The sequence below is a fragment of the Erythrobacter sp. S259 genome (genome assembly GCF_057364965.1).
In genome coordinates this window covers 2,328,593-2,352,679 of the sequence record NZ_CP200286.1, presented here as the reverse complement: position 1 = coordinate 2,352,679, position 24,087 = coordinate 2,328,593, and the positions used below count along the sequence as shown (strand labels likewise).

Annotated in this window: 13 protein-coding genes; 7 read left to right on the top strand and 6 right to left on the bottom strand. The window is 55.6% G+C overall.

Annotated features, from left to right (window positions below):
• Positions 1-205: 205 nt before the first annotated feature.
• Positions 206-844, bottom strand: coding sequence for a TetR family transcriptional regulator (locus AC0V60_RS11135; RefSeq protein WP_486178527.1), 639 nt, complete (start codon positions 842-844; stop codon positions 206-208).
• Between the two features lie 67 nt (positions 845-911).
• On the opposite strand from AC0V60_RS11135, the gene AC0V60_RS11130 reads away from it, so the two are divergent.
• The 6 genes from AC0V60_RS11130 to AC0V60_RS11105 are packed head-to-tail and all read left to right on the top strand — an operon-like array spanning position 912 to position 6,047.
• Positions 912-1,217: a hypothetical protein gene (locus AC0V60_RS11130; RefSeq protein ID WP_486178526.1), complete on the top strand. Its 306-nt coding sequence runs from the start codon at positions 912-914 to the stop codon at positions 1,215-1,217.
• A 60-nt stretch (positions 1,218-1,277) separates the two neighbouring features.
• Entirely contained in the window at positions 1,278-2,012 is a 735-nt protein-coding gene (locus AC0V60_RS11125) for an SDR family NAD(P)-dependent oxidoreductase (protein WP_486178525.1), read from the top strand.
• A gap of 42 nt (positions 2,013-2,054) precedes the next feature.
• The gene (locus tag AC0V60_RS11120; RefSeq protein WP_486178524.1) at positions 2,055-3,302 is read left to right on the top strand and encodes an acyl-CoA dehydrogenase family protein; all 1,248 of its coding nucleotides are present in this window, start codon (positions 2,055-2,057) and stop codon (positions 3,300-3,302) included.
• 41 nt (positions 3,303-3,343) lie between these two features.
• Positions 3,344-4,366, top strand: a complete 1,023-nt coding sequence (locus AC0V60_RS11115; protein ID WP_486178523.1) for an NADPH:quinone oxidoreductase family protein — start codon at positions 3,344-3,346, stop codon at positions 4,364-4,366.
• Positions 4,367-4,374: 8 nt separating this feature from the next.
• Entirely contained in the window at positions 4,375-5,001 is a 627-nt protein-coding gene (locus AC0V60_RS11110; protein WP_486178522.1) for a glutathione S-transferase family protein, read from the top strand.
• A complete protein-coding gene (locus tag AC0V60_RS11105; RefSeq protein ID WP_486178521.1) occupies positions 4,998-6,047 on the top strand; it encodes an alcohol dehydrogenase catalytic domain-containing protein in 1,050 nt (349 codons plus the stop codon). Before AC0V60_RS11110 ends, AC0V60_RS11105 begins: the two co-directional genes overlap by 4 nt.
• A 92-nt stretch (positions 6,048-6,139) precedes the next feature.
• Here the strand turns inward: AC0V60_RS11105 and AC0V60_RS11100 are convergent, their stop codons facing one another.
• Together AC0V60_RS11100 and AC0V60_RS11095 are read right to left on the bottom strand one after the other, a co-directional pair.
• Complete coding sequence (locus AC0V60_RS11100) at positions 6,140-6,943, bottom strand: helix-turn-helix transcriptional regulator (protein ID WP_486178520.1); 804 nt, start codon at positions 6,941-6,943, stop codon at positions 6,140-6,142.
• Between the two features lie 148 nt (positions 6,944-7,091).
• Complete coding sequence (locus AC0V60_RS11095; RefSeq protein ID WP_486178519.1) at positions 7,092-8,366, bottom strand: cytochrome P450; 1,275 nt, start codon at positions 8,364-8,366, stop codon at positions 7,092-7,094.
• A 209-nt stretch (positions 8,367-8,575) separates the two neighbouring features.
• Between AC0V60_RS11095 and AC0V60_RS11090 the strand changes: the two genes are divergently transcribed.
• Entirely contained in the window at positions 8,576-9,184 is a 609-nt protein-coding gene (locus AC0V60_RS11090; protein WP_486178518.1) for a TetR/AcrR family transcriptional regulator, read from the top strand.
• Between the two features lie 20 nt (positions 9,185-9,204).
• On the opposite strand, the gene AC0V60_RS11085 is transcribed toward AC0V60_RS11090, so the two are convergent.
• The 3 genes from AC0V60_RS11085 to AC0V60_RS11075 form a co-directional block, all read right to left on the bottom strand.
• Positions 9,205-10,314 carry an NAD(P)-dependent alcohol dehydrogenase gene (locus AC0V60_RS11085; protein ID WP_486178517.1) on the bottom strand — a complete coding sequence of 370 codons (1,110 nt, stop codon included), beginning with the start codon at positions 10,312-10,314 and terminating at the stop codon, positions 9,205-9,207.
• Between the two features lie 128 nt (positions 10,315-10,442).
• Complete coding sequence (locus AC0V60_RS11080; RefSeq protein ID WP_486178516.1) at positions 10,443-14,732, bottom strand: TonB-dependent receptor; 4,290 nt, start codon at positions 14,730-14,732, stop codon at positions 10,443-10,445.
• Positions 14,733-14,776: 44 nt separating this feature from the next.
• Positions 14,777-23,116, bottom strand: coding sequence for a putative Ig domain-containing protein (locus AC0V60_RS11075; RefSeq protein WP_486178515.1), 8,340 nt, complete (start codon positions 23,114-23,116; stop codon positions 14,777-14,779).
• Positions 23,117-24,087 lie beyond the last annotated feature (971 nt).

Here is a 24,087-nt window from a genome sequence, read left to right as displayed (position 1 = left end):
GTCAGTATGAAGCCGAGTGGTTCTCGGCGCCATCACAGCGTCGCTTTCTTTTGTTGGCCTGCACCTTCTGACTATTTGAGCTAGAGGTAAAGCCCAATCACGAGGCCGCTGTTCCCCGCCCGAAGAATTTCGCTTGAAACCATCGTTCATTGGGAAGCGCACATGCCGGAAAAGTCTGGGCTTCGGCTACCGCTGTTCGCACATTCTATTCCATTTCCAGCATGCAGGTAATCGTATCTGCGAAATGCGCTAGCGTGGATTTGTCACTCCAGGTTGAGTGAGCACGGCTTGTGTCATCGAGCCTCGTTTCTCGCGCACTCAGCACCCCGCCGAGATAAGATTCAAGAAAGATAAAGCGCTGATTTTGAATAGCTCTGCTTTTGGCTGGCATCAGGGTCCGCAGATGTTTGAGACAGCGCTGATACCCTGAGTTCCAGCGGCGTTCCAATGCATCGTCGAACAGGTCGCGGTGCGCCATGGTGAGCATAAGCAGGAACCGATTGTATGTGTCCGTTTCTCCGCGCGCGGCCAGATTGACCGATGGATAGATCAGAATATCGACGACCTGAGAAATGCTGACCTCGCCGCCGGCTTCTTCCAGAGCATCAAGCTGCTGGTTTCGGCGGTCATCAATGATTTTGGCGCCATCAACGATAAGCTCACGGATGAGCGCTTCCTTGGACCCGAAGTGATAACCCACCGCAGCGGGATTCTTCTGTCCAGCCGCCGCCGCGATATCGCGCACAGTCACCCCGTCGATACCGCGATTGGCAAAAAGGCGCTGTGCTTCGGTTTTGAGCCGATCAACCGAAGGGCTGCGTGTCTTTAGGGAGAGTTTGCTCATTGCGCTCACGTTTAGACCACATGCGATTGTGGGTTGCAATAATGCAGTTGTTTAATACAGTTGCATTATGAAAGGGCAATCGGACAAAGTGTCGGCACCGGCTGATCCTCGGGCTTTGGCGGTTTGGATGGATGATATCGGCCTCCAACGCGCACCGCTCAGGAAGGTTCAGCTTCTGGCTGGCGGGAGGCAGAATATCCTCTTTCGGTTTGACCGCAGGGACCGCGATTTTGTGCTTCGCAGACCGCCGCTTCATCTGCGCAACACCTCCAAGGACGCTATGAAGCCTGAGGCACGCCTCTTGGAAGGCGCCCATGCGCGCGCGGGCGCTGGCAAGGCCCCAAAGAACCTGGCGACCGATTGCATACAATGACGATTTCACTGTTCGAACGCACACCGCGATTGATCGCGAAGAATTGAGAAGGAAACGGATATGAGTGATTTGGACTTTTCGCACAAACGCGTGCTGGTTGTCGGCGGCTCCAGCGGTATCGGGAACGGTATCGCTCGCGGTTTCCTTGCTCGCGGGGCAGAGGTCCATGTTTGGGGCACGCGCGCCTCAGCAAATGACTATTCGGCTGATGAGGGGTCTAATCTGGAAGGGTTGAATTATGCGAAGGTCGATGTGGCTGACTATGACGAACTGAGCGCCTACGGGCCGCCTTTCGATAGCTTGGATGTGCTCATCCAGTCTCAGGGCTTTGTCCGGTACAAACAGGCCGAATATGAAAAGCAAGGCTGGGACGATGTGATGGGCATCAACATTGACTCCGTCATGCACACTGCGACCAAATTCAAGCCAATGCTGAGCGAGGCCAAAGGCTCGATTGTGATTGTGAGTTCAATTTCTGGCTTGCACGCGAATATTGGCAATCCAGCCTATGCCGCTTCTAAAGCTGCTGCGATCAGCCTTACCAAAACGCTCGGCCAGTCTTGGGCGCGTGATGGCATCAGGGTGAACGGTCTTGCCCCGGGATTGGTGCCAACAAAGCTTACGGCGGTTACTACCGAAAACGAGAAGCGCAGCGAAGCCGCTCTGCGAACGATCCCCGTCCGGCGCTATGGGACACCGGAAGATATGGCGGGTGCCGCCATGTTCCTGGCATCGCCGCTCGCCTCCTATGTGCAAGGCCACACACTCATCGCAGATGGCGGGCTCTCACTTTAAAGGCCAGCCACCCAATCAGACACCGTCCAGGACACCCATATTATGCTCTTTGAATATAGCGAGAAAACGCAAGGCCTGATCGCCAGATTGCAGGCCTTTGTCGATGCCAACATTCTGCCTGTGGATCACGAAATCCACGCTTGGAACCGCGATCCGGCCAATCTGTGGAAGCCATGGCCCGGCCTCGAACCGCTTAAAGAAAAAGCGAAAGCTGCTGGGCTTTGGAACCTGTTCTTGCCTGAGGAATACGGTGAATACAGCCCTGGCCTCACGAACCTCGAATATGCGCCCTTGGCAGAAATTATGGGCCGCAATGGTTGGTGCAGCGAGGTCTTTAACTGCTCCGCGCCTGACACTGGCAATATGGAAGTATTCGCCAAATTCGGCACCGATGCGCAAAAGCAGCAGTGGCTGGAGCCTCTGCTCGCTGGCGAGATACGCTCAGTCTACATGATGACCGAACCCGATCACGCCTGCTCGGATGCGACCAATGTCCGCACTGAAATCCGCAGCGACGGTGATGACTATGTCATCAATGGCACGAAATGGTGGATCTCGGGCATCATGGACCCGCGCTGCAAAGTCCTGCTGCTCATGGGGCAGACCAATCCGGACAATCCGCGCCATTCGCAGCAATCAACGGTCATCATTCCGCGTGATACACCCGGCGTAGAGGTTATCCGTGCACAGACTGTGTTTGGCGATGTCCATTCTCCCGGCGGGCACTGCGAGGTGCATCTGAAGGATGTTCGCATTCCCAAAGAAAACATTATCCTTGGCGAAGGGCGCGGGTTTGAAATCGCACAAGGCCGCCTTGGCCCGGGCCGCATTCACCACTGCATGCGCTCTATCGGATCGGCTCAGCTTGCTCTGGAACTCATGTGTCAGCGCGTGACTGAGCGCAAAACCTTTGGCCGGATGCTTTCGGACCGCTCTAGCATTCGGATGGAGATCGCGAAGAGTTATTGCGACATTGAACAGGCCCGCCTGCTGACTCTGAAAGCCGCCGATGCGATTGACCGGCGCGGGGCTAAGAACGCCAAGGATTTGATCGGGGCGATCAAAGTGGTTGCCCCGCAAATGGCGCAAACGGTCGCGGACCGCGCGATCCAGATGTTCGGCGGCATGGGTGTGAGCGACGATGTGCCTTTGGCAGGCATTCTTGCAACGCAGCGCTTCATTCGTCTCGCTGATGGCCCCGACGAGGTGCACGCTTCGCAGCTTGGTAAGTTCAAGATCGGGCAATACGCGAAACCCGGCGAAGGCTGGAATGACGTGCCCACTGACTAAGCCGCTAGCCGCCGTGAAAAGGTAAGAAGAGAGAGTGCAATATGCGTAGATGGGTAGTTAGCTCGTTTGGAGAGCCAAAAGATGTTTGGGCACTTCAAGAGGATGCCGAGCCTCTTGAGCCTGGCCCCGGTCAGGTCAAAGTCAAAGTCGAAGCCTGCGGCTTGGGCCTGCCCGACGTTTTGATGAGCCGGGATAACTACCCATTGACGCCGCCGCTTCCTTTCACGCCGTCGCAAGAGGCAGCGGGCGAGGTGATCGCCGCCGGTGAAGGTGTCGACAAAGCATTGATCGGCACGCGCGTGGTTGGTCCCACTCTCTTCCAAGCGCAGGCTGGCGGCTTGGCCGAAGAGTGCTTGATGCGGGCAAGTGGCACCGGTGATGGCGTGTTGTCCGGCCTATTGCCGATCCCCGAGGAAATGAGCGGAGTAGAGGCAGCAGGTCTCTACATACCCTATCAAACCGCATGGACCGCACTCGTCCGGCGCGCGAAGATTGCGAAGGACGACGTCGTGCTGGTGCTTGGTGCATCTGGCTCCTCCGGCAATGCAGCGGTCCAATTGGCAAAAGCGAAAGGCGCGCGCGTGATCGCTGTTGCGGGCGGCCCGCAAAAAGCCGCTTTCTGTAAGAGCATCGGCGCGGATGAAGTCATCGACAGAAGGCAGCAAGACATAACCGAGACAGCGCTTGAGCTTACTGGCGGTAAAGGCGTCTCAGTCGTCTTCGATCCCGTCGGTGGCAAAGCCGCACGCGCTGCTTTCAACGCAATGGCTTTCGAAGGGCGCTTTATTGTGATCGGTTATGCCAGCGGCGAGTGGGCGCGCATCGCTCTGGAAGAAACGGTGCTGAAAAACATCTCACTGCTGGGCGCGATGCCCGTTGGATGGAGCGCAGATCAAGTGCTCGAGACCCATCAGGATTTGGTCAAGCACTGGCAGGAGGGCGCAATCGACCTTTCAAGCAGCCAGGTCTTTGATTTCGGTGATGCGGTGACAGCAGCAACGCATATCGCAGACGGAAAAGTCGAAGGCAAAGTTATTGTCCAAATTCATGGCTCACAGGGGTAGGTCCTTCCATGTCCTTGATCTTGTTTCACACGCCCAATTCTCGTTCCTTGCGGCCATTATGGTTGCTCGAGGAGATGGGGCTCGATTTCGAGCTGAAGGTGATGGGCTATAATGCTGCGTATTTTGCGTCCGATGCGTACCGGGAGATCAATCCCATGGGTAAGGTGCCCGCCTTCTATGATGGCGGTCAGCTAATTTTGGAATCGACCGTTATTCTGGAATATATTCTCGCCAAGCACGGTCCATCACCCTTGAGTGTCGAACCCGACGAGGGGGATTTTGGGCACTATCTGACATGGCTCCACATGGCCGAAAGCGGACTGTCGCACTATCTCGCGGTCTATCTCGGTCAGATGATGGGCATCGAAAAATATGCAGTTTCCGAAGGTTTTGAGGCTTATGTGAAGTTTCAAGCTGAGAAGGCTTTCGAGATGCTCAATGACCATCTTAGCGCAAGGTCATTCATCGCCGCAGAACGCTTCACAGCCGCTGATATCTCAGTGGGATACAGTCTCTTTCTGGCAAACGCGATTTGTAGATTGCCCCTCCCAGATCGCGTGCAAGCCTATTTCGAGAGACTGCAGGAACGGCCGGCTTGGAAAAAGGCCGTTTCGATCAATGGAGAAACGCAATGAAAGCTCTAGTCTTCAACGGCCCGCGCGACATTCGCTACGAAGATTTTAAGGATCCCGAACGCACAATCGACAATGCGGTTATCATGCAGGTCGAAAAATGCAGCATCTGCGGCTCTGACCTTCACATTTATCACGGCGATCAGATTGGCGAGACCAATTATGATGCAGACCAACACAAGTTTTGTGTGGGCCACGAATTTATCGGAGAGGTCGTGGATACCGGGCCGGATGTTCATGACCTGAAGGTCGGGGACAAGGTCTTGGCCGCAGGCGGGACTGGATGCGGACAATGCACATATTGCCGCACGGGTATGCCCGGCAAATGCCGCCAGTCGACCGCCTTCGGCCTCAGCAATCAGATGAACGGTGGACAAGCAGAATTCGTACAAATCCCCAATGCCGACCGGACCCTTATGCGAATTCCTGAAGGTGTCGGCGATGAACAAGCCATACTGCTGACCGATGCGCTCGCCACAGCATCGTTCGGGATAAACAATACGGGGCTACAGCCGGGTCAGTCTTTAGCGGTTGTCGGACTTGGCCCGATTGGTTTGCTTGGCATTGAGCTCGCATTCTTGCGCGGTGCATCACAAGTTTTCGCCATTGATCCTGTGGCTGGACGCCGGGCGCATGCTGAAAAGCTCGGTGCCACCGCGTTCGCTCCGGGCAAGGAGGCAATTGGCGCTATCGTTGAAGCGACCAAGGGCGGCGTGAACTGCGTCTTCGAAGCATCAGGCGCAAGCGCCGCCGTTGCCTCAACCTTGCCATTGGTGAGGCGGGGCGGGGCGCTGTCTTTCATAGGCCTGCCGCAGCCTGACGTGGCGCTGCCGCTTAATCACATTCTTTATAAAGGTGTGACGGTGAAGGCGGGCGTTGCCCCTGTGCCGGACCTTTGGGAGCCGCTCATCCCGCTGCTGCAGTCGGGCAGGCTCAAAGGCGCAGGGCTCTTCTCGCACGAGATGGACCTTGCCGAGGGCGCAGAGGCCTACCGGATTTTCGATGCTCGCGACGAAGATGTGATCAAAATCATGATGAACGTCATTTAGCCAGCGTCAGAACTACCGCGATACCTCAAAAAAATACGCCCCGAGGCGAGGCAGGGGTGCATGGGCGCCTAGTGGGGCGCCTAGTGGGGCGCTTAGTGGATGGCTCCGATAAACCCGAGTTGACCTGCCTTAAAGACCGCTTGGGTCCGATTAACGCATCCCAGCCGGTCTATCGCTTGGGCGAAATGATAGCGAACGGCCGCGTGGCTGAGCGATAGAATGTCACCAACTTCTTGGTCTGTCTTTCCCAGAGAGGCCCAATGCAAACACTGGGCCTGACGCTTGGTCAATGTGCAATTCTCAGGCATCCACGGCGACACATCATCAAGACGCCGGAAATTGCGTACAAAACGGCATCCCAGGATCGAAAGAAGGCACGAGTGCTGCCGAAATTCATTTTCTAGATTTTCCGTCTGTTTGCTAATCGGGAAATAGCACACGACCCCAACACGGCCGAATGGCTGATGGACTGGAACAATGATCATGGATTGAAACTGGGTGACGTTTTCAAAAAATGGCCCAAATTGAACAGACTTAAGGTGCGTATTCGGCGCGCCAGAACCGGGTCCGCTTTTATTGACCCAGAACGCATCATGCGCATAGCGCGCTGACGCAGCCACCGGCGAACTCAGGCCAACGAGCGGTTCGTCCCACCAGCGTTCCTCAGGCTTGGTCCAGCCAAACACCGTTTCATTGATGAGCTTACCGTCGCCATCTTGGATAAAGTTCTTTGACGAAAGATCATGAAAGGCCACCACCTTAAAACCGCAGTGTTTGGCAACATCGCAAAGAGACTTGGCCGCCGATGCAACCGAATTGCCCTCGGAAACCGTGACCTGGTCTAGAAGTTTGCGAACTTCTCCTAGGTCGCTTTCTGGCACCGTGCCACCGGTCAAAGCGGCTGTCCGCTGTCAACTGTGAACGTCCCGCCAGTAACGTCGCGTGAAGCTATGCTTTGCATCGCGGTGCGGGATGTGACGTCTGAGATCATGACTTGGTTCCTTGTTTGATCCCGGCGAAAAAATTCCCGGTTCCAACACGCAGCTATTTAACCGAAAACTCTATAGGCAAGGTTTTCGGCCCGACCACGAAGTTGGACTTGAACAGCTTGGGCTCGCCAGCAAGTTTGACCGAGCTCAACTTCGGCAGCAGCTCTTCCCAAAGAACGCGCATTTCCATCCGGGCAAGGTGCTGACCGATGCAAACGTGCGGCCCGATCCCGAAGGCAATCTGGCTGCGCCGCGGACGGGTGATGTCGAATGTGAACGGGTCAGGATAGACATCCTCATCCTGTGCGGCGCTGTGGTAGGAGAGCAAGATCCAATCCCCTGCCTTCACCTGTTGCCCGGCGATTTCGGCATCTTCAACAGCGGTCCTCATGAAAGTTTTGACCGCGCTGGCCCAGCGAATGGATTCCTCGATGAATCCATCAATTCGCTCGGGATGTTCCTGCAACTCGGCAAGCAGTTCAGGCCGCTCAGCCAAGGCCCACATACTGGCCGATACCGTGTTTGAAGTGGTGTCATGCCCTGCGGTTGCGGCGATGATGTAATAGCCCATCAGCTGGCGATGATTGAGATATTCGCCGTCAATGACCGCATTGGCAATCAAGCTGTTGAGCCCTTCGGTTGGCCGCTCGCGCGCTTCTTTGGTGACTTTGCCGAAGTAACTCTCCAACTCTTGCATGACCGCAGTAAGAGCCACCAGCCGCTCTTCGGGAGTGACTTCGGATTTTGAACGGTTCAAATCGGGGTCGGACGCACCGAACATCTCTTGCGTCAGGCGAAGCATGAAGGGTTCGTCTTCCACCGGCACGCCCAGCAAACTCATCACAACGCGAAGCGGATAGTTCAGGGCGATATCAGCCACGAAATCGCTTTGCGGAGCCTTTTCGATGAACTTGTCGATATACTCGCGGGCAATGTTCCGGATATCCACTTCCAGCGTCTTGAGCGCTTTGGGCGTGAAGGCTGGAAAGGCAATCTTGCGCAGGGCGTTGTGCTCTGCCCCGTCCACAGTGACCAAGGAGCGGATGAGGTTGTTCTCCCCCGTGGCCGCCTTGATCATTTCGACACTCGCTTTTTCGGTCAGATTGTTCGATCCGGCTCCGTTTAGAAAGATATCGGGCTGAGTTTCGATAGCGACTACGTCGGCATGTTTGGATGCGACCCAGAAAGGATCGTAGCCCTCGACCTTGGCTTTTGCGAAAGGGTAGTCCCGGCGAATTTCGGCAAAGGCAGCGTTGATTTTCTGCGGGTTTGTGTAGGTGGCGGGATCGACGATTGCGGCGGCAAGCGCATTTGGCAATTCAGGTGACATGAACCTCTCCATTCACTTTTTTGTCCTGTTGGCTGACTGCGTAGTTTTCAATTGCTAGTTAATCAACTAGTCCTTGACCCGCAATGCGGTCGGCGATGCGGCAGCGCGTCAACAGGTCCATAAATTTGCAATGACAGTTGTGACCAAGCTAGTGATCGGCTGGGCAAGCGAGCAGTGTCGCTGAACGGCGCTTACGGGAAAGGTTTGAGTTGAAGAAAAGAGAACCCCAAAGCGTTCGCCGGGAGAGGTCCGACAAAGCGCTCAAGGATGCGGGTGCTCACATCACCGTGGCCGAAGGATATCAGGCCGTTACCTTCGAGCGGATCGGCGAAATGTCCGGTTACAGCCGCAGCCTGGTCACGCAAAAATATGGGTCCAAAGAGAAGTTCGTTTCATCCTTGCTGGAAGACATCGCCGAAGCGGGAAGAAGGGAATACGTCGCCTGCCTGAAGTCAAATGACCGGCCGCTCAAAAAGATCGAAAGCTATGTCGACGTGCTTTTTCAGCGGATCCTGCATGACAAACAGATCAACGCGCATTTCATGCTATTTGCAGATGCCTTGGCCAACCGGCGCGAGCGTCAGGAGTTCTTTTTTGACAACCACAATCTCACCCGGAAAGACCTGACGCAGCTTATTCAGCTTGGACAAAAGGAAGGCGATATCGACCCTGCTTTGGCGCCCGAAGTGGCAGCGACCGTCGTTGGCAGTCTGATGCTGGGCGTCATCATGCAGGCCCTGCTTGAGCCAGACGGAGATTTGCAATCAGTGACCAAAGCAGCGATTGCGGCGATTAGAAGAGCGCTGTCCCCGGCTTGAGAAAGGGGCGCACCTATTGGCTATTCGAATGACAAAATTGGCTTGATGCATTTGCCTGAATGCTGATCGGCGACCGCCTCATTGATCTGCTCAAGCTTGTACGTGCTGAGCAATCTATCGACAGGCAGGTCGCCCGCTAAATAGTGCTCCATCAATTCAGGGATGAATGTCGAAGGCTCGCTGTCCCCTTCGATAATGCCCATCACCGTGTGGCCGTAGGTCATGACCTGGTTGATTTCGCCCGGCAGTTTGCTGCCCGGCGCAGCGATGCCGACAATGCCCAATGTCCCTTGCGGGGCAAGCGCCAGCATGATCGCTTCAAGAACATCCGGACGGCCAGTGGTGTCCAGCGCATAATCTACGCCGATAGGCTGGACTTTCCGAACCGCAGCCGCAAGATCGCCTACAACAGCAGGATCAATGGTGTGCGTGGCGCCCAGTTCCATCGCTATCTCCCGCCGGGCAGCGATCGGTTCGACGACGATAATAGCCGCGCATTTTCGTAATTTCCCGCCCATTACTGCGCTCAGTCCCACGGTGCCGCCACCTGTAACCAAAAGCGTGGAGCCAGCCTCGCAATCCATTGCATTCAGAACGCTTCCTGCTCCCGTTTGAATACCGCAACCAAGCGGTGCGGCGATGTCAAACGGGACTGTGTCGGGAATTTTGACCACATTGCGCTCATAGGTGAGCGCATGTGTTGCAAAGCTCGATTGGCCAAAGAAGTTAGAGGCAATATCGTCTGAGCCCTTGTGGATCGAACGCGATCCATCGGTGCGCATTCCGGCATAGTTCAATGCTGGCATGGTTTGGCAATAAGCAGGGTGTGCGTCGCCGCATTTCGGGCAAGAGCCGCATGACCGAAAGGAAAGCGCGACACGGTCGCCAGGTTTTACTTTGGTAATGCTTGCACCAACCTCACGAACGATCCCAGCGCCTTCGTGGCCCAAGACAACGGGCAGGCCGAAGTTGAAAATACCCGCCTGTGCAACAACGTCTGTGTGGCACAGGCCAACCGCTTTGATTTCCACCAATATCTCATCATCGCGCGGTGCATCCAATTCAAGCTTGTCGACAGTGAATGGGCCGCCCTCAGGCGATGCAATGGCTGCGGTGATTGATGTCGTCATTCAGGGGTCCTCTCTCCCATTCGATATTCACCGGATGACAGGTAGTAGGAACGAATGGGGGCATCAATGCTGAAGTACGCAGCAGAATTGCCCCATCCCTGAGATTCCGCGAGGAAACCTTGCTAGACCTAGAACTTGCCTAGCAGGTTAACGAAGAACCCGTCGCTCGTGTAGCTTTGGTCTGCCAGATCGGTTGAGAAATCGGAGAAGCTGTAGCCGACGCCGACTTTCACGTTGTTGCCCAGATGGCGATAGATCGCCGCAAGGCCGCCAACCCGATCATCACCGCCAATGTCGTTCGTCAAATAGTGAACTTCGGCGAGCAGATCCCATTGTTTGACAACACGCCAATCGAGGCGAAGCACACCAAGCTGAGTTGAGCTTGAGACAAACTCATCGCTTTCACGGCCCACAGAGACGCTTCCCTCGCGCCAAGCATATTTTGCGCCCAGCGTGATGGTGTTGGTGAGGTCAAAGTTGCCATCAACAGACAGAATATGGCTGCGTTGTTTTGGCGCCGCGGTCTCACCGCCTGCTGTGATCTGACCGACCGGGCCGAGGTCTTGCAAGAAAGTGTAGCGCGCAAGCAGATTGAAACGATCGTTCAGGATCGGACGGTAGGCAAAGCCGATACTGCCTTCCACAAAATCGGCAAGACGCACATCCTGCGTTTCGGTATCGGCAAGTGCAAAGTTCAGACGACCGAGCGCGCGCCAGTCAGGGTGCATTTGCAAAGTCGCAGTATTGCGCACCAGCCAAACTTCTTGATCGCGGTCGTCGCCTTCTTCGAAGCGGGCTTCAACATTCGATGCGAACTGGAAATCCTCATCGGTATAGCCGACACCCAAAGTTGCAGCTGTGCGGCGGAACTCGCCAGTGATGCCGTCGTCGATGCGGCCATTTTCGAAGGTGCCCGCAAAAGACCAGCGCTCGCTTGGATCCCAATTGAGACCGAAACTGCGCATCAGAGCTGGAGCAGGACCAGCATGCTCAATCCGGTTCTCACCAAAGATGCTCAAGGCGGTGTTAAACCGGTGCCGTGCACCAAGCGTCAACGTGCCGCGGTTGGCCTGTGCCAGTGACCCAACCGGCTGGAGGCCAAGATCCGTGCGATCCGTTAGCAAACCATAGCCAAGATAGGCTTCCGATCCATTGCCATAGCGATAGGCAAGCTCAGTATTTGCACCAAGACCTCCATCGCCGCCCGATACCTCGCCCGAAAGCGAAACGCGGTCGCTGATCTCGGCTTTGCCGCCGACACCGGCACGGTGATTGCGCTGACGCGAGCTATCGCGGTCAAGGGTCAGTTGGCCAAAGCCGTAGATCGACCAGTTCTTGTCAATCGGATCGAAGTCCACTTGTAAGGCGGCGTCTGTGCGTTGACCGGTTTGCGCGGTGTTGTTGACAAGACCAGCGGCCTGATCATCGAAACGGACACCGGCCGATATTGAAATTTCTTGGCTAAGCGCCTGCGTAACGTCGCCAGAGGCAACAGTGCGGTCTCCCAGCCCGTCGGTTTCCAATCGCTCAATTTCGCCTTCGAGCCGTGTCGAAACCCCAAGGTTTGCGCTGAGTGCTGCGCCCCAGCGCGTGGTATCCGCCTGAGTGAGTTGGCCATTGCCGCTAAAGCCTCCCTCGAAGTCCTCATAGAAGGCAGTAACACCGCCCAAGTCCTCGTTCGAACCGCGAAGCTCTGCAAAGTTCACCGCAAGCTCTGCACGGTACGCGTTGGCTTTCACATTGCTGATGCCGGTTGCGCCGATATCTGTGAAGGTGAGACCGCCATCAACGGAGTTTTGCTGTCCAAAGCCGGGGCCATCGCTCTGCGCAAATTCCGCTTTCGCATATGTGCCAGCGTGCAAACGGACCGTCGCATCAGCGGCAAGCAATATCTGGTCAGCGGCATCAGTGGTTTCACGCTGACCTGTTGCACCCAGGCGAACCGTATCGCCAATCCAGCCAGAAACGCGGCCACCCAAAGTGTAGCCATCCACATCGCCCACGGCGGGCGTGAATTCATAACGTGCGACCAAGACCGGGATATTGCCCGGACCAGAACCCTGCCGCACCAAGCTGCCATCATCGGCATAAGAGGATAGCGGGTTCAAAAGCACGATCCGACCTTGGAAATAGTCGATGTCGTAGTCCTCTTGCGGCCGCAGATCGCGGCGTGAAAGCACAAGGCCAGTGTCGAGATCACGAATCTCAACGCTGAGGCGCTCCGAACCAATCGTCAAATCGCGGCGATTGAGGAAATAGAGCGAACCACCTGTTCCGCGGAACTCATCGCGGCCCGGGATTGTACCGGGATCTGATGCAAAGGCAGTGACCTGGAATTTGCGCTCACCAAACTCGGTGGTCGCCATCGAATTGTGATCGGCAATTGCGCCAAAGGTGCCGCGATTAAGCTGTGCCAACTCAGCGGCTTCAATGTCCGCAATGAAGTTACCGACAAGCAAGCTGCTGTCGTTCTTCTCAACGTGTAAATAAAACGCACCTTGTGTCGGCGCATCTTCGACCAGCGTGGAATCGTCACCATAGGTAGTGTAGAACTGATCGCTATCGAGACGGCGCAGCAATTGACGCGGATCCTTGCGATCAAGATTGCTGAAAATGTCCTCCAGCAAAGTCTCACCTGTATCGAGCGCTGAGGTGATGGTCACCCCGCTCTCAAGCCGGCCTTTGGCATAAAATGCCGCCCGCGACGTCAGAAAATCGCCATCGGTGAGCGGGTCGCCGCTCACATCAACTGCGGCAAGCGAACCGTTATTCGACACAAAGGTCAGGTCGCCTTGGCCAACAAAGAACCAGTCGTCTCCGCCAGCGTCAACATTGCGAACCGCAGTGAAATTCACATGGTCGCGCGTGCCGATTTTGACTTCGACTTCGCTGGTTGAGCGATCCAAGATCTGCTGGCTTACAAAGAAACCATCTTCATCAATAGGCACCACTTGGCCAGCAATTTGTACGATCTCATCTTCAGGTGTCGCGCTTCCGGTGACGGTGACAGTGACGCCTTGATTGAAATTGATGTTGCGTATCATCGCCTCATCGCGTTGACCAAACAGAGGGCGGGTTGGCGGTTCCGCTTCGCTGAAAGGCTCGTTGAGCACAGTCATTTCGTGCGGATGCGTTTGATCGAACGCGCCGTCTTTATTGTACACGCGGTAGATATAGAACAGCTCTGAGCTATCCACGCCCTGCGGCGTCCATCGCACAATTCCCGCTTCGTCGGCCGCAACAATCGCCAAAGGTTGTGCATCAGCAGCCATGCCCTGACGAAAAATTCGCAGTTCACCGCGCTCGATGAAGCTTGGATAGTTGGTGTAGCTGACAAAGGTCGCTTCTTGTCCTTCAACAACGGTGCGCTCTGTCTCAACCAATCCAACCGCCAGGACCGGATCGACATGAGTTTCATCAGTGCGGATTTTTACCGCATAAGGGTTCTGAGTGGATCGTTCATCCTCAGCATCCAATGTGATTGCAAAGCCGTCTTCATTGGTGAGCGTCGTGGCCGGCTTGGCGTCGTCCTCTGCAACGAAGACGTTGGCGCGGTTGCCAAGTTCATTTTGAGTAAGCTGCCAGTCTTTGCGCTCAACTGTCAGCGATTGTTCTTGATTACAGCCAGCTTGAGTTGTCAGAGAAAGACCGCTGCAATAAGCAGGGACAAGCTGCTCTGCGGCAAAGCCGCCTTTCGCGTTGGTGGGCACAAGCTGTCCGGCTATACGGACCAAAGCGTTATCTGCGGCTTGTCCCTGAACAATCACGCCCAGCGCATGACCGAGATCAATATTGCGAGTGGTTGCTGCATCGACTTTCCCAAATTCAGGGCGCGGTACGGCCTGCGCAGGCAAGGAATGGGCCGCTGACAGCAGAGTGAGCTCTTGCGGCGCGCTTTCGTCGAAATTGCCATCTGCATCATAGACGCGCAGCACATATTTCACATAGGCCGAGGCATATTGGGTGGGAGTCCAGTCGAAGATGCCATCCTTGCCTGCACCGATCACCGCATGCGGCGTACCGCCAACATCTACCCCGGCATCAAAGATGCGCAGTTCCATACGGTTCACGAATGCACTGTAATTGGTATAGGCGATAAAGCGCGAAGAAACACCGCGGCGGATTTGATCATGCGCGTCGACCAAGCCGATCGACATAACCGGGGCCGGTTTCGCGTCCACGTTTTGAACAACTGAGGCCTGAACCGAGGCCTGCACCATAAGCGGGGCAGACACCGAATGGTGAGCTGGCGCACTTGCCGCCGCGCTTTCATACGCGCCGCTGTGCCAAACCGCTTTGGACATTTGCTCAAACGCAGTTTCGGGTGCAGCCAGAGCAGGTGTAGCAAGGCCAAGCGTGGCCATTGTCGACACCCCAGCCAACATAGCTGAGCGACGAGCGATAGTGAGCTTAGTCATGTTGACGCTCTTTGCTTTCTTTGTGTTGTCCTTTGTCATGGTCCTTACTCCCCACCCTGATCGGGCACGGCGGTGCGCACCATATTGGTTTCGATGGTTGGCTGTGGGCCGTCCCATTCGTCAGACTGGAAAGCTCGGGCGATCTGAGCGCGAACTTGTGCGAGACGGCTGCGAACCAGTTCATCACTTTCAGCATCGTTGCGGCCATAAGTGACCTGGATCACCAGCTGCTGTTCTTCGAGCTGGGCCAGTTGTTGCAACGATTTCATGTGAACGCCGCGCAGATTGGCGGTGCCCGCTTCAAAGCCCTGAGCATCAATCGCAATGGCGATCACACGATGCTTTTGGACCCCGAAGTTCAGCTCACTGATCTTACCGCGGGTAAGGCGGATAGACTGCGGGTTATCCGTGGTTGGCTCATAGCCGGCCGGGATAGATCGCGTGTCGAGCTTAAGGACAAAGTTCGAACCGATCTGAGCGTTTGGCACCGCTGCACATGTGATGTGATAGCGACCAAATTCGTCAGTCGTGATCAGCTCACCATTGACCGTTGCCACACGGGCAGACGGAATACCTGGCTCACCTTCATCCTGATATCCATTGCCATTGAAGTCATCATAGACTTTGCCGATGATCTCAGCGCAGTCGAAGATTGCACTTGGAACGATCGAGACCACAGCCTGACCCCGGTTTGAGATTTCCGTTTCGTCAATGCCATTGCGAGCAAGGGCGGTGTTGATACGGTCGCCTTCGGTCACACCGGCGCCAATGGCGGCGATGATCGAGTAGACCGAAGTCGAGTTGCCGCGTAGGAATTGATCGTTCCAGCGAAGCTCGCGCATGTCAGTTACAGGCTCAACCGCGACATCATTCACCCGCGCTGACCCCGGCACATAGCGGAAGCCCGGTGGCAGGATGTCGACCACGTCAACAGACGCGCGGTCAGCCGCTTCGGTGTTGATCACGGTGATCGTGTAAGGGACCAGATCACCGACACTAGCGGTCCGTACCGTGCTGGTCTTTGTGACCAATAGGGCAGTGCGCGATGTGAACGGATCAAGCGGGATGTGGTTGTTGACCACATTCGCATCACCAGCCGCGATCAGGAAGCCGAGATGGTACGTCGTTGGCTGGCCAACTTGCGGTGCGTCTGCATTTGGCACAACCGCCGCAGGATCACCCAGACCAGCAACATTGAGCGGGGCATCTTGAGCTGCAATCACTGTTGATTCCGGATCAGCATAACCATCAGGTGCAGTGACCTCGATGTTGTACTGGGTCCGGCCAACAGGGCATGCAGGATCAGCGCCCGCTACAATGTCGAAGCGGTAGTAACCATCGGCTCCGGTGACCTGTGAGGCCTGAGATGGATCAATAAAGCAAACCACGGGAAGCGAATTGCCATTGGCACCCACCAGTGTGACCAAAGCTCCGGCAACTGGCTGACGCGAGATGGCGTCATAGACCACACCTGACGGGTCAATCGGCAGGTTCTGGTCATCAAGCGACCCGCCGGCAGGCAGCGTGTCTGCTTCAATCACCCCGAACACGACATTGCTGGCCGGGTTTACGAAGCGGATTTGATAGCCGTCACCAGCCGTAAGGTCTTCGACGGAATAGAAGCCATCGGAGTCGGTTTGCGTGGTTGCGACGATTTCATCATCGAGCACGACCTGCACAATCCAACCGGTCTGCAACTCTTCGTCGCCTTCAAACTCGCGGTTCAGGTTTTCGTCCAGATAGACGATACCGTTCACCGCACTCAGCGTTGGGACAACCGTCAGCGTAACAGTCGCTGTGGTGCAATTGTCCGGGTTCAATGCCTCGCACAGCTGATAGTCGAACGTGTAGGTGCCTTCTGGAGTCTCAGGAGCAACGCTTACCTGACCAGTGGCGGTGTCGAACAGGATGCCAGGCGGCAGGCTTGAACCCGGTGCGACCGAAAGGATCGCATTGTCGGGGCCCGCAGGCTGACCATTGATGGTGTCTCCGTTAAAGACGTTGAGCACATTGTCTTGACCAGCCGAGCTATCAATATCTATCGCGCTGTCATCAGTCAGCTCGATTGGCGAAGCCACAACAATAACCGTAGCAGTCGCAGTGACGCAGTTGGTTGGGTTCAAGATTTCACAGATCTGATATTCGAAGCTGTAGTCACCGGCAGGTGTACCCGGATCAACCGAGACATTGCCCGTTGCAGGATCAAAGGTCAGACCAGCAGGAACCTCGGAACCCGGTGCGACACTGATCGTGACATTGTCGGTGGTCGCAGGATCACCGTTGATCGTGTCACCGGTCAGCACGTTCAGCACATCAGCTTCGCCGTCTGCGCCGGTAATGTCGGCAACGCTATCATCAACCGCTTCAATTGGACCGGCGATAACCGGAACAGTGACCGTCGTGGCCGCGCAGTTGAGCGGGTTCAGCTCCTCGCAGATCGTATATTCGATCACATAGTCGCCAGCAGGTGTACCGGCAGGCACATCCACCAGACCCGTTGCCGGATCAAGGACAGGCACAAGGCCGCCATTGATCGGCGTCGCAGGGACCGCAACAGTGATGTCGACAGTGCTCAGATCGACCGGATTGTTATTCAGCGTGTCGTTTGGCAGGACGTCGATGACGCCGGCGCCGCCTGAACCGCCATTGACGGGTTCAGCCATATCAGGCGCCGCCGCAATATCCGCTGCCACAACAGTAACCGTAGCAGTCGCAGTGATGCAGTTGGTTGGGTTCAAGACTTCACAGATCTGATATTCGAAACTGTAGTCACCGGCAGGTGTACCCGGATCAACCGAGACATTGCCCGTTGCAGGATCAAAGGTCAGACCAGCAGGAACCTCGGAATCCGGTGCGACACTGATCGTGACATTGTCCGTGGTCGCAGGATCACCGTTGATCGTGTCACCGGTCAGCACGTTCAGCACATCAGCTGCGCCGTCTGCGCCATTAATGTCGGCAACGCTGTCATCAACTGCTTCAATCGGACCGGCGGTAACCGGAACAGTGATCGTTGCATCGGCGCAGTTTGTAGGGTTGAGAACCTCGCAGATGCGATAGTCGATCACATAGTCGCCAGCAGGCGTGCCGGCCGGCACATCCACCAGACCCGTTGCTGGGTTCACGGCAGGCACAAGTCCGCCATTGATCGACGTGGCAGGTGCCAGAACAGTCAGAGTGACTTCGCTCAGATCGGTCTGGCTGTCGTTCAGTGTGTCGCCGTCGATCGCGTCAATCACACCGGTCGCGCCGTCTGCGCCGTTTACCGGGTTCGCGGCATCATCGTCGGCGGTGATCGAACCTGCCACCACTTCAACGGTTGCAGTCGCTGTCGAACAGTTCGTGGGGTTCAGGTTTTCACAGATCGTATAATCGAAGCTGTACGTGCCAGCAGGCGTGCCCGGATCGACAGACACACTGCCTGTAGCAGGGTCAAAAGTGAGACCAGCAGGAACGCTCGAATTGGTTGCAACTGTGATGGTCACATCATCAATGTCAGCATCAGCGTTGTTGAGCATGTCGTCGGTCAAAACATTGAGCACGTCAGACGCACCGCCCGCGCCATTGATACCGCTTACGCTGTCATCCTCAGCCTGAATGGGCGCTCCAACCACCGTGACGGTTTCGGTTGCGATAGAGCAGTTGAGCGGGTTCAAGATCTCACAGATCTGATAGTCAAAGGTGTAGGTGTCAGCAGGTGTGCCCGGATCAACCGAGACATTGCCAGTGGCCGTATCAAAGGTCAGACCAGCAGGAACGGTTTCGTCCGGTGCCAGCGCGATCGTCACCGTGCTGGTGGTTGCAGGCTGCATATTCAGCGTGTCGTCGGCCAGCGCATTGAGCACGTTGTTCGCACCGTTTGCACCATTGATCCCGGTTACGCTGTCATCGACAGCATTGATGCCAGGGGCGACCACTTCAACGGTCGCAGTCGCTGTCGAACAGTTCATCGGGTTCAGGTTCTCACAGATCGTATAATCGAAGCTGTAAGTGCCAGCAGGCGTGCCGGGATCGACAGACACACTGCCTGTAGCAGGGTCAAAAGTGAGGCCAGCAGGAACGCTTGAATTGGTTGCAACTGTGATGGTCACATCATCAACGTCAACATCCGCGTTGTTGAGCATGTCGTCGCTCAAAACATTGAGCACGTCAGACGCACCGCTCGCACCGTTGACACCGCTTACGCTATCGTCAACTGCAAGGATCGCAGGCGCCACCACCTCAACAGTTACGGTCGCATCGGCGCAATTGTCCGGATCGGCCGCATCGCAAATCTGATAGTCGATCGTGTAGGTGCCAGCAGGCGTACCCGGCGCGACATCAACAAGGCCCGATGCCGTATCGAGTGTTACGCCTGCATTTGATGCCGGCGCTGTGACTGATGCGATGATGTCCGCAGGATCAAACGGATTGGCGTTGAGGCGATCATTGTCAAAGACATTGATGGCATCATCCTGACCTTCCGCACTGTTGATCGGACCAACGCTTTCGTTGTTGGCCTCGATCACTGCATTGGTGTGGTTCTGGAAGATGTAGCCAGTGCCATCGGTCGAAGCGGGCAGGACGATGCCGGAAATTGTGTTTTGAGCAGCATCATCCCCAAAGGCGGAGTTGTCGACGCTACCGCCTAAAGTGCCAGCGGTCTCATTAAGGTCGTAATGGGTAAGAACCTGTGTTTCGACGATTGAATAGCCGTTCGCGTCGGAAGGCGGGACGTTGTCGAATGTGTAGTTTCCATCAGCGTCGGTGGTACTTGTAAAGGTAACTGGATTTCCAAAGGCGTCTGTGCCCGACAGTGTGACCGTGACACCAGCCATGCCTTCACCGGCTTCGATCGTGTCGTTGTCGTTGTCGTCTGCGTAGACTGTGCCGGAAATCGAAGATGGGCGGATCTGAACCACAGCCGTTTGACTGTCATTGGTGTTGTCAGGGTCTTCGCTCAGCGGATCACCAAATTCATCGACACCAGGCGCAATTGTGGCGGTGTCTGTTGCATCTGTAGGAGCGACAGGGCCCGTATAGGGAGCCTCAGCGCGGGCATAGACCGAAAGGTCGACTGTATCACTTGCCCCGGCCGGGAATGAGCCGGTCACTTCGCAAGAAATGGTGCTGGTGCCCGAGCAGTTCAGGGTCGCAACGGTTGCAGAACTTCCGCCACTGGGAACCGCAGATGGAGCAGGAGTTGCCGCGTAGACAAAGCCGCTTGGTAAAGTGTCAGTGATAACCACGCTGGTCGCGGTCGAAGGACCATTGTTGCGGAACTGGATCACAAACTCGATCGGCTCGTTCACGCTGCGCTCCAGCGCGCCCGTCCGGGTTTTGCTTACGATCTCAAGATCGGTTGACGGCAGAACTGTGGTGTTCTGCGTCGCGCTGTTGTTCGCGGTTTGGACATCGGCTCCGGCGCCGTTGAGAGTGGGTTGTTCAGCTGATGTGACTTCAACCGAGTTTGCAAAGGTAACGATGTCAGATGGCGGTGTGCCGCCCATCGTGAAGATAAGCCGGAAGATTACCTGACTGCCCGCGTTGAGCACGTTGTTGTCGGCATTTGCCCCGTCAATCCGGCAGATAACATTCGCACCAGACGGCGCACAGGTTGCGTTCGGTGCAGCCTGAAGGGTCAGACCGCCATTGGCAGCGACAGGATTGACCACGAAAGAATCGAGCGTCATCGTCAGTCCAGGCGGAGGCGCCGGGATATCGGTGACAATAACATCAGTCGCCCGCGATGGACCAAAGTTCGACACGCGAAGATCGTAATTCAGCGTCTCATCAAATCGCACCGGATCATCAGTCTGAGGGTTAGATTCCGTCTTGGTCACTGACAGGTCGAAAGTCGGCGCATTGACCGTGTGATCAAGGTCAAAGAAGTTGTTGCCAGCTTGGGGGTCATTGCCGCCATTTTCGTCAAGTGTGCTGGTGGCTACGGTCGCTTGGTTGACGTGTTGAGCAGGCAGGTCCGAAAAGTCGTTGGTGCCGAAGGGGAAGAGCGGCATCACATCAATATTGATTTGGCGCGTTTCGGTGCGGTTGAACGTGCCCATGTTGCAAACGACAGTCCCGGTTGAGACCGTGGTGGTGCAGGTCGCGCCGGGTTTGGTGGTCGTAGCGTTATTCAGGATCAGATAACGGTTTGGATCAATCACATCGGTGACAACCACATCTTCGGCAGGGTTCGCCCCATCGTTGCGAACGCCGATGACGTAGGTTGATTGCACACCAACGCGCGCAGGATTTGGCGTCACCGACTTTGAATTGATCGTCATGTCCGCGATACCGACAGTCGAGTATGTCGCGGAATCGGTGTTGTTGTTGGTGTCGAGCTCAGTTGTGTCCGGCGAGAAGACCGAGGCGAAATTGGTGAAGTCACCGCTTTCAAACGGACGCTCTACGCGCAATACAATTGTCTCGGTATCGCCGCCTGCAAGGTTGCTAAGCGTCCAAGTCGCCGTGCCGTTTCCAGCATTATAGCTAAGCGAACCAGAGGTAACGCTCTCAGTCGTCACAGAGGTCGTGAACCCATTGCCATTGATGAAATTTGGCAATGCATCGGTCACGCGAACTGTGCGAGCTGTGTCGCCGCCAGCAATGTTGGATACCTGCAAGCGGATGTAGAACACTTGATCGTTGTCGCTGATGGTGACGTCCTCGGCAAAGCCGGATGAGGGCGAAAGGCTCACATCTTTTTCAACCGTCAGATCAGCCGCGCTGGTGGTTGAACGCGTATTGGCCGAACGGCAGTCATTGCCGGTCGGGCTGGTTGCAGAAGAAGGCGTGTGCGCAGAACCGCCGCTTGTGTCCGTACAAGCCGTGTTCGTAATCGTAGTATCAGTGCCGGCGCCCGCTTGGGTGGTCAGATTGATGACCAGTTGAGAGCCGACATTGAGCGTCCCTGTTCCCGTTGTTTCACAGGTCACGACGTTACCGGCAACCGAGCAATTCCACCCCGCCGTAGCGACAGCAACAAATGTTTCGTCTGCACTCAAAGTGTCAGTGAAACGGATCGGATTGGAAGGTGTGAAACTCGCAGCCGAAGGACCAAGGTTGCGGATGACAATGCGCGAATTCACATTCTCGCCGGGAGCCACAGGATTTGGAGTTTTGACTTTGTTGCGCAGCTGAAGGTCAGCGTTCGGGGCAACCACTTCGAAGGGCGCTGTTGCTATGTTATTGCCAAAGTCGGGATCGGCAAAACCTGATGGAGGCGTAACCTCAGCAACGTTATTGAGCGTGCCGCTCGTCGCAGAAATGGCAGTGACACCAATCGTGTAGTTCTCTTGGCCCGAAGAACCGATCGCACCGGCGGCACAAGTGACGGTTTGACCAGTGCGAGAGCATCCTGCGGGGATAGTGTCGATTTGCAGAGAACTATCAATGGTATCACTGATAGTCGCACCGGCTGGTACACCTTGCGGACCAGTGTTGCGGATTGTCAGAACGATCGACGCATTGCTGCCGACCGTGATAGTTGCTGGCATCGACTTAACCGCTTGCAAGTCGCTGCCCGCTTCGATGTTGGTGACAACCGGGTCTGACGTGTTGTTCGTACCATCAGGGTCGAGCAGGAGAGGGTCCGTCACTTCAACACTGGCAATATTTGTGATCGTGCCTGCAGAAGCAGAGGCGATATCGCCTACGATGCTAATCGGAGGATAGGGTGCCCCTATCGCTGGGGCAGGACCGGCATAGTCGCATGTGACCACTTGGCCTGAGCGGCTACAGTTCCAACCTGAACCGGTGGCGCTTGTGAAATCAAAGTCAGAGGCGGCCGGCAGATTGTCGACGACGCGTACGGATGAAGTTGTCGATGGGCCATCATTGGTGACTGTCAGCGTATATGTCAGTTCACCGCCAGCAATAACGCTGGGGGCAGAGCCTGCTTTGGTCACGCTAACATCAGCACCGCCGCGAACGGTTGGCGTGATGGTGATGCTGTCATTACCTGGATTGTTATCAGTATTGCCAACAGCAGAGATCGATGCAGTCGTATTTTGAGCGCCAGGTGAAGAAGCTGTCGCGTTGAAACTAAACGTCTGCGGGCTGCCGCGAACCAATTGGGGAAGAGTACAGTTCAGAACCTGGTTACCCGGTGCACCGCTCAAGACACAGAAGGACGGAAAATTGCCTGGAGCGTTGGTGACATCGAAGTTTGCAGGAATTTCGATCGTGACCACAGGATCATCGACCGCCTGCCCACTATTGTTCGCAACGCTTATGGTAAATGTCGCTACTGCGGTGTCAGCAATAGGGTCGGGATCGACTGTGTAACCGGTAACCTGCAGGTCTGCTGCTGATGCTGCCGTCCCACTTACGAGCGCGATGATTCCGATCAGGAGCCATTTCGCATTCGCAATCTTCGCGTGAGCGTTTTGCAAACTAAACATCGTTTTTTCCGTCCAACTGCTAGAGCATCCGGTGCATCCGGGCGCTGTGGACGTTCTGAGTGGGCCTTTAAGGCTAACAGATGGTAAACAGCGCCGAACCGCCGGTCAGATTGCAGAATTCTATGCCACTGATTTGGCGGCATAAATTTGGCTATGTGATCGGAAAGGAGCGCCCTCAATATGCCAGATGATTTTACAAGTGCTGCTCGCAAAGAAATGTGAAACCAGCCAGATAAAGTCGGTCAAGAAGAGAAATTGGCTCAACGGACTTTCCTTATCAATCAGATATTTGCACTAGCAGGGCGCCGAGTGTAAAAAATACGGAGTTCTAATGAAAATCCTGCGCGAAGAACGAAACCAAGGGCCGTAATTTCGATACAACTTGGCTGGCAGCCGAAAAAGCTTGCTCAAGATACAACATTTTACAGGATTTGGACTTGGCGCTGGTGCAGTCCCCATCTCCTGTCACCGAAATCGTAGCGATCTCGTAAATGCGCTGAGGCCTGAATAGTGCTGCCACGTCCTTTGGCGAGAACCCCGCGTCCTGCTTACACGCTAACGTTATGCATGAGCTGAGAACATCGGGCCGAGCCTATTCCGCCGGGTCCGGAGCGTTTCTGGGTAGATGCCGATCCAGTGCTCCGCAAGAAGGTCCTCAACATTTCAACGCGAAAGTGGAAAGCGAAGGTACATCCTCGCGAACAAGCGGATGATCTCAGCCGAAGAGTTGAAGCATCTGACAGGGCTGGGCGGTTTGGCTCTCACTTTACGATCCATAGCCTGCCGGTAGCACGCAAAATCAAAAATGCCCGTCAGTCTGACAATGCCGCGTGTAGTCCCTTGCATTCGGTCTCGATTTCGTTTGATCCCTATTCTAGAATGTGCCGCAATATACTCAGAATCGTGTTGTAACATTTCCTGTATTGCTTCCGAAATCTGGCCGAGTGAATACCAAAGGGGGCTCCCCAGGA